This window comes from Mesorhizobium sp. M5C.F.Ca.IN.020.32.2.1 (genome assembly GCF_004023105.1).
In the GTDB taxonomy this organism is placed as follows: domain Bacteria; phylum Pseudomonadota; class Alphaproteobacteria; order Rhizobiales; family Rhizobiaceae; genus Mesorhizobium; species Mesorhizobium wenxiniae.
The window spans coordinates 1-7,480 of record NZ_RZSX01000249.1 but is presented as its reverse complement, the minus strand read 5'-3'; the positions used below and the strand labels follow the sequence as shown (position 1 = coordinate 7,480).

At 63.1% G+C, this 7,480-nt stretch carries 6 protein-coding genes; 3 read left to right on the top strand and 3 right to left on the bottom strand.

The window, feature by feature from the left end; genetic code table 11:
- Positions 1 to 970 (top strand): SDR family oxidoreductase (locus EOA86_RS14615; RefSeq protein WP_128342267.1); only part of this gene is annotated, 970 nt, incomplete at its 5' end.
- A gap of 66 nt (positions 971 to 1,036) precedes the next feature.
- Here the strand turns inward: EOA86_RS14615 and EOA86_RS14610 are convergent.
- Genes EOA86_RS14610 through EOA86_RS14600 form a run of 3 tightly spaced genes read right to left on the bottom strand, consistent with a single transcriptional unit; the run spans position 1,037 to position 4,732 of the window.
- Positions 1,037 to 2,092: a substrate-binding domain-containing protein gene (locus EOA86_RS14610; RefSeq protein ID WP_065008346.1), complete on the bottom strand. Its 1,056-nt coding sequence runs from the start codon at positions 2,090 to 2,092 to the stop codon at positions 1,037 to 1,039.
- A gap of 60 nt (positions 2,093 to 2,152) precedes the next feature.
- Complete coding sequence (locus EOA86_RS14605; RefSeq protein ID WP_065008347.1) at positions 2,153 to 3,148, bottom strand: ABC transporter permease; 996 nt, start codon at positions 3,146 to 3,148, stop codon at positions 2,153 to 2,155.
- A gap of 57 nt (positions 3,149 to 3,205) precedes the next feature.
- Positions 3,206 to 4,732, bottom strand: a complete 1,527-nt coding sequence (locus tag EOA86_RS14600) for a sugar ABC transporter ATP-binding protein (RefSeq protein ID WP_128342265.1) — start codon at positions 4,730 to 4,732, stop codon at positions 3,206 to 3,208.
- A gap of 136 nt (positions 4,733 to 4,868) precedes the next feature.
- Between EOA86_RS14600 and mtnK the strand changes: the two genes are divergently transcribed.
- Positions 4,869 to 6,140 (top strand): S-methyl-5-thioribose kinase, encoded by a 1,272-nt coding sequence (gene mtnK, locus EOA86_RS14595; RefSeq protein ID WP_065008348.1) that lies wholly within the window; start codon positions 4,869 to 4,871, stop codon positions 6,138 to 6,140.
- Positions 6,137 to 7,228: an S-methyl-5-thioribose-1-phosphate isomerase gene (gene mtnA / locus EOA86_RS14590; protein WP_128342263.1), complete on the top strand. Its 1,092-nt coding sequence runs from the start codon at positions 6,137 to 6,139 to the stop codon at positions 7,226 to 7,228. The genes mtnK and mtnA overlap by 4 nt, the downstream gene beginning before the upstream one ends.
- Positions 7,229 to 7,480 lie beyond the last annotated feature (252 nt).

The following is a 7,480-nucleotide window of genomic DNA, read 5'->3' as shown; positions in this document are numbered from 1 at the left end:
GCTGACGCTGGTGCCCGGCCTCGGCATGTTCGGCCATGGCCGCACGCTTAAGGATGCGAAGATTGCCTCCGACGTCGGTGAAATGTGGATCGAGGCGGTGCGCGGGGCCGAAGCGGTCGGCGATTTCCGCCCGCTGTCCAAAGCCGACCTGTTCCCGCTCGAATACTGGTCGCTGGAACAGGCCAAGCTCGCCTCCAACAAGCCGAAGCCGCTGACCGGGCAGGTTGTGCTGGTCACCGGCGGCGCCGGCGCAATCGGCGCCGCCACGGCAAAGCTGTTCGCCGACAACGGCGCCCATGCCGTCGTCGTCGATCTCGATGCGTCAAGGGCGGCGGAAGCGGCGAAGAAAGCCGGCAACAGTTCGATCGGCATCGGCGCCGACATCACCGATCCGGCGCAGATGCGCGCGGCATTCGACAAGGCGGTGGCCGTCTTCGGCGGCCTCGACATTCTCGTCTCGAATGCGGGGGCTGCCTGGGAAGGCCGGATCGGCGAACTCGACGACGCGACTTTGCGCAAGAGCTTCGAGCTGAATTTCTTCGCCCACCACTCAGCGGCGCAGAACGCGGTGCGGATCATGCTCGAGCAGGGCACCGGCGGCGTGCTCCTTTTCAACACCTCCAAGCAGGCGATCAATCCGGGTCCGAAGTTCGGCGCCTATGGCATCCCGAAGGCGGCGACGCTGTTCCTGTGCAGGCAGTATGCCCTCGACTATGGCGCCCATGGCATCCGCTCGAATGCCGTCAACGCCGATCGCATCCGTTCCGGATTGCTTACCGACGCCATGATCGCCAGCCGTTCGGGCGCGCGCGGCGTGTCGGAAAAGGAATATATGGCGGGCAATCTGCTTGGTCAGGAAGTGACGGCCGAAGACGTGGCCCAGGCTTTCCTGCATCAGGCGCTGGCCGAGCGGACCACCGCCAGTGTGACGACGGTCGACGGCGGCAACATCGCTGCGGCGATGCGGTAGGAAGAACAGTCCAGACGCAAAAGAGCGGCCCGCAAGCCGCTCTTTCCTTTTGCCTGCGATAAAAAGCTACTTGGCGTTCGGGTTCGGCATCCAGGCCGGCATCGCGACATCGGCATGGGCGAACTGCGGCAGCTTGGCCGAAAGGTCTTCCATGTTCTTGATGTCCTTGTCGATCAGATCCTTCTGGGTGATCAGCGTCGGCGGCACGATGACGTTGTGGCCGGGGTCTTCGCCGGCCAAAAGCTGCGCCAGGGCGCGCACCGAAACCTGGCCGACGACGGCCGGATTGGTGGCGGCGGTTGCCGCCCAGGCGCTGTCGGGCTCGCGCATCGCGGCGATGTCGGAGGTCGAGATATCGGCCGAATAGATCTTGATGTCCTTGTTGAACCCCGCCTCGTCGACTGCGATCTTCACGCCCTTGGCGAATTCATCATAGGGCGCGAACATCACCTTGATGTCGGGGTTGGCCGACAACACCGAGCGGGCCTGGTTGGCGACGGAATTGGCGATCGGATTGTCGAGCGTACCGAACATCGCCGCCTCGTTGATCCCCGCATATTTCTTCTTGAAGTCAACCCAGGTCTCGTTGCGGCGGTCGAGCGGCGCGATGCCGGCGACATAGACATAGCCGGCCTTCCAGCTCTCGCCATTGTCCTTGATCGCCTGTTCGAGCGCGAGGCGTGCGAGGTCGCGGTCGGACTGTTCGATCTGCGGGATCTTGGGGTTTTCGACGTTGACGTCGAACGCTACGACCTTAATGCCGGCGTCGACCGCGCGCTGAGCGGCTTCCTTCATGGATTCCGTCAAGCCGTGCTGGATGATGATGCCCTGGACGCCAAGCGCGATGGCCTGGTCGACCATGTCTGCCTGGAGGGCGGCGTCCTGACGGCTGTCAAGGACGCGCAGATCGACGCCGAGCGCCTTGGCCTGTGCTTCGACACCGGACAGATAGGCCTGGAAGAAGTCACCGGTCGAGAGATAGCGGACCAGCGCGATCTTGACGGCGCCGGGCTTGTCGAACGGCGCCGGCCTGTCCTGCGCCATCGCCGGGACCTGCATCAGCAGCGCGGCGCCGGCAAGCCCGAGTGCTGCCTTCCCCAAAAGTCTTCTCGTGATCTTCATGTTGTCTCCTCCACTTGTTGAACTGAAATTTCAGCCGGTCAAATCCTATCCGTCGAAACCCTACCGCTTGCCCCTGCCGGAAAGGGCGAAGGTGAAGACAAGGGCAACCACAAGAACCACGCCCTTGATGAAATCCTGCGTGTAGTAGGGCGCGTTCATCATCGTCAGGCCCTGCAGCAGCACGCCGACAAACACCGCACCGACGGCCGTGCCGAAGGCGTTCGGCTTGGCGGCCCCGAGAACCGCATAGCCGATGAGCGCCGCGGCGACAGCGTCGAGCAGGAGATTATTACCCGAGGCGATGTCGCCGCGTCCAAGCCGGGCAGCGAGCAAAATGCCGCCGATCGAGGCAAAAACCCCTGAAATAACGTAGGCCCAGATTTTGTATGCCTTGACAGGCGCGCCGGCGAGTTCGGCAGCCCGTTCGTTGCTGCCGACCGCATACATCATGCGGCCGAAACGGGTGTATTCGAGAAAAAACCAGATCAGCACCGCAAGCACGAGCAAGACGACTACCGAAACCGGGATGAGGTTGGGGATGAAGAAATCGAAGCGGTGGCGGCCAAGCGCCAGGAAACCAGCGCCGAACGTGCCGTTGGCGACCGCGCCATCGGGCATCGTCATGCCGGTGGCGATCGAGCGGCCCTCGGTCGGAATGCGCTGCAGGCCGACGAGCAGGAACATCATGCCGAGCGTCGCCAGAAGGTCCGGTACGCGCATATAGACGATCAGCCAGCCATTGATGAGGCCGACAACGGCACCGATCAAAAGACAGGCGACAACCGCGACAACGGCGTTCTGCTCCAGCACCACCATGACATAGGCGGCTGCCATCATGGCGCTGGTGGCGACGGAGCCGATCGACAGGTCGAAGCCGCCGACGACCAGGGTGGCGGTGACGCCGAGCGCCAGCACGCCGGTGATGGCGACCGACTGGAAGATGAAGACGGCGCTCTGCGGCGAGACGAAGCCATCGGCGGCGATGGCGAAATATGCAATCAACCCGAACAGCAGAACGATGAAGCCATAGCGGATGGCATGGTCGCGCGCTGCCATCCTTACCAAACCCGAACCCATGCCCTCTCCATTCCACGTCCCATTATCTGCCCGCCCTCACGCTGCGCTGTGCAAGGGCCTGCCCGCCACTTCGGCCAACAAGCGCTCGAGGTCGATGTCGGCGTTGCGGTGTTCGCCAACGATTGTCTGCTCCGACATCACCAGGATGCGGTCGGCGGTCTCCAGCGCCTCGTCGAGTTCAGTGACGAACAGCAGCGTCGCACGGCCGTTCGCGCTCGCCCGCAGCTTGGCCGCGATGTCGCGCCTGGCCGAAATGTCGACGCCCTGAAACGGCTCGTCGAGAATGAACAGCTTTGCCGCCTGCGAGATCCAGCGGGCGACCATCACCTTCTGCTGGTTGCCGCCGGAAAGGGCTGACATTTCGTCCTTCTCCGAGCGGCAGACGATGCCCAGTTCCCGAATCTGCTGGCGGGCGGTGGCGCGCTCGATGCGGCGCTTGAGAACGCCCACACGCGACATCCGCCTGTGGAACGGCAGGCTGATATTTTCCTGGATGTTGAAGTCGCCGACGATCCCGTTTTCGCTCCGGTCCTTGGCGACGAGAAACACGCCGGCGGCGATCGCCTCGCCTGTCGAACCCGGAGCATAGGGTTTTCCGTCCAACGTCATGGTCCCGGTGAGCGGCTTGCGGACGCCAAACAGCGTCTCGGCGAGCGCGGTCTTGCCGACGCCGACGAGGCCGGTGATGGCAACGACTTCGCCGTCGCCGAGCGTCAGCGAGATCGGCATGGAGCCTTCTGCAATCCGCAACCCGTCGATCGTCAGGATAGGCTTGGCCGAATTCCTGGCGACGATTCGGTCGAGGTGGATCTTGCGGCCGAGCATGGCGTTGACGGCGCCTTCAAAATCGAGCGGCTTTCGGTCGAAAACACCTGAGATCGCGCCGTCTCGCATCGAGACGATCCGGTCGGCAAGCCGCCTGATGTCGGACATGCGGTGCGAGATGTAGAGGATCGCGACGCCCTGCTCGCGTAGCCTGTCGACCAGCGCGAACAGCCGGTCGGCTTCGGCGCTGGACAAGGAGGAGGTCGGCTCATCGAGGATCAGGACCTTCGGCTGATGCGCCATGGCGCGGGCAATCGCCACCATCTGGCGGTCGGCCAGAGACAGATCGCTGATCCGGGCCTTCAGGTCGATGGCCAGCCCCATGCGGTCGGCAACCGCTTTTGCCTCGCGACGCACCCGGCCCGGATTGAACAGGGTCGGCGCGCCGCTGCCGCTCAGCCTGTCGAGCGTCAAATTGGTGGCGACGTCGAGGTCGGCGACGACACCGTCATTGATGTTTTGATGAACGGTGACGACGCCGGCGCGGATCGCCTCGGCCGGCGTTTTTGGCGCGAAATCCTCCGGCGCGAAGTCGTGGCCGGCAAGGCTCATCGTGCCGCCGCCGCGCTCGTAGACGCCGCTGATAATTTTGACGAGGGTGGATTTGCCGGCGCCGTTGGCGCCCATCAGCACGGTCACTTCACCGGCATGCAAATCGAGCGAGACGCCGCCAAGCACCTCGATATGGCCAAAGGACTTCCTCAGGCCGTGCACGCGGAACACGGCATCATTGCCCATTCGTTCCTCCCTGACCATGACGCTAGGGGCTGCTCCGGCAATTGTCAACACGATTGACAATTGCCAGAGAGCTTCCTAGCTTGGACCAACCGCCTTGGCTCCACTATGATGGGAGCACATCGGCGGGAGGGTAAGGATGACTGGGAAATTGCCGTTCGAAGCACTGTCGGTCGAGACATTGGCGGCACGCCTTGGCGCCAACGAGGCGCTGTGTTCGCATATCGGCAAGGACACGGCCCGCTGGAAGGTCCGCGAGGTCGGCGACGGCAATCTGAACCTGGTCTTCATCGTCGAGGGCGCCACGGGTGCTGCCGTCGTCAAGCAGGCCCTGCCCTATGTTCGCCTGGTCGGCGACAGCTGGCCGCTGCCATTGAAGCGCTCCTTCTTCGAGTATCACGCGCTGACGCGGCAGGAAGCGAGAGCGCCCGGTTCGGTGCCGGCGATCTATCATTTCGACGAAGTCCAGGCGCTGATCATCATGGAATATCTGTCGCCGCACATCATCTTGCGGCGGGCGCTGATCGAGGGCCGCCAGTTGCCGAACATCGCCAGGGATATCGGCTTGTTCATGGCCCGCACGTTGTTTCGCGGCTCCGACCTCAGCATGGTGACCAAAGATCGCAAGGCGGATCTGGCGCTGTTCGCCGACAACGTCGAGCTCTGCGATATCACCGAGAATCTGGTGTTCTCCGATCCCTATTTCGACGCCAAGATGAACCGGCATACGAGCCCGCAGCTCGACGGCATCGTCGCAGAATTGCGCGCGGACCGCGATCTCAAGGTCGAGGCGCAGCGGCTGAAGCATCTTTTTGCGGCCAATGCAGAAACGCTGCTGCACGGCGACCTGCATTCCGGCTCGATCATGGTCACCGACTCAGAAACGCGGATGATCGACCCCGAATTCGCCTTCTACGGGCCGATGGCCTTCGATGTCGGCATGCTGCTCGCCAATTTCTGGATGGCGTTCTTTTCGCAGCGCGGTCACGAACAGAAGGAAAAGCGCGACGCCATGCGCGGCTATTTGCTCGATGTGACGGTCGAGACATGGTCGGTATTCCGCACCGAGTTTTCGCATCTGTGGCGAACCGAGCGCACCGGCATGCTCTACCAGAAGAGCCTGTTCGAGGATCAGGGCGACAGGCTTGGCGCCGAACAGGCGCTCGACCACATGCTGCATTCGATTTGGACCGACATGCTGGGCTTTGCCGGCGTCGAGGTGCACCGGCGTATTCTGGGCTTGGCGCACAACGCCGATTTCGAGACCATTGCCGACGAGGATCTGCGCGCCACATGTGAGGCGAAGGCACTGAAATTCGGCCGTCACATCGCCGTCAACCGGCGCCAGATTCACAGCATCGACGAGGTCAACACATTGGCCGCGCTGATCGAACAGGAGAACAGAATTTGAACGTCGGCGACCGTCACTACCGGACCATCTGGCTGAGCGACGACGGCCGTTCGGTGGATATCATCGACCAGCGCTGGCTGCCGCATGATTTCCGCGTGGAAAAAGTCGGCACGGTTGCCGGCATCGCGACGGCGATCCGCGACATGTGGGTACGCGGCGCGCCACTGATCGGCGTCACCGCCGCTTATGGCGTCGCCATGCAGATGGCCGACGATCCATCCGATGCAGCACTCGACGGCATCTGGGAGGCCTTGCACGAAACGCGCCCGACCGCGATCAATCTGCGTTGGGCGCTCGATGAGATGCGAGGTTTCCTGCGGCCGCTTCCATCTGGACAACGCGCCAAGGCTGCTTACCGGCGCGCCGGAGAAATCGCCGACGAGGATGTCGGCCTCAACCGAGCCATCGGCGTTAATGGACTTGAAATCATCAAGGAAATCGCGGTGCGCAAGCGGCCGGGAGAGCCGGTCAACATCCTGACCCATTGCAATGCCGGCTGGCTCGCCACCGTCGACTACGGCACCGCCACGGCGCCGATCTATTTGGCAACGGAAGCGGGCATTCCCGTTCACGTCTATGTCGACGAAACACGCCCGCGCAACCAGGGCGCTCAGCTGACTGCATGGGAGATGGCCGGCCATGGCGTGCCGCATACGCTGATCGTCGACAATGCCGGCGGCCATCTGATGCAGCGCGGCCAGATCGACATGGTCATCGTTGGCACCGACCGCACCACCGCCGACGGCGATGTCTGCAACAAGATCGGCACCTATTTGAAAGCGCTGGCCGCGGCCGACAACGACGTGCCGTTCTACGTCGCGCTGCCGTCGCCAACCATCGACTGGACGGTGGGTGACGGGCTGGCCGAAATCCCGATCGAACAGCGCTCCAGCGACGAGGTCTCGCTGGTCTGGGGCAAGACCGCGAATGGCGAGATTGCGCAGGTCCGCATCTCGCCGGATACGACGCCCGCGGCAAACCCGGCCTTCGACGTGACGCCGGCGCGGCTGGTCACCGGATTGATCACGGAGCGCGGCGTCGCCAGGGCCTCGCGCGAAGGCTTGAAGGCGATGTTTCCCGGACGCTGATGATCCGGCTTCATTGACTTTTTGAAGCGGTATCAGCGGATAACCGAGAGTCCAGCTGTCCTTATCCGTGGCAAGGCGCGGATTGCGTCTCATTCAGAGTAGCTCATCTCTAACAGCCGGCATTTTGGTGACGGCCGATTCTGCGTGACATCCTGGTGCTCGCCTCGCCGGCACGCGGACAAGTTAAAGCGACGCGATGGTCCGTCGATGCGGTAGGCGATGCTAACAACTACGAAACTGACGGAGCGGGCC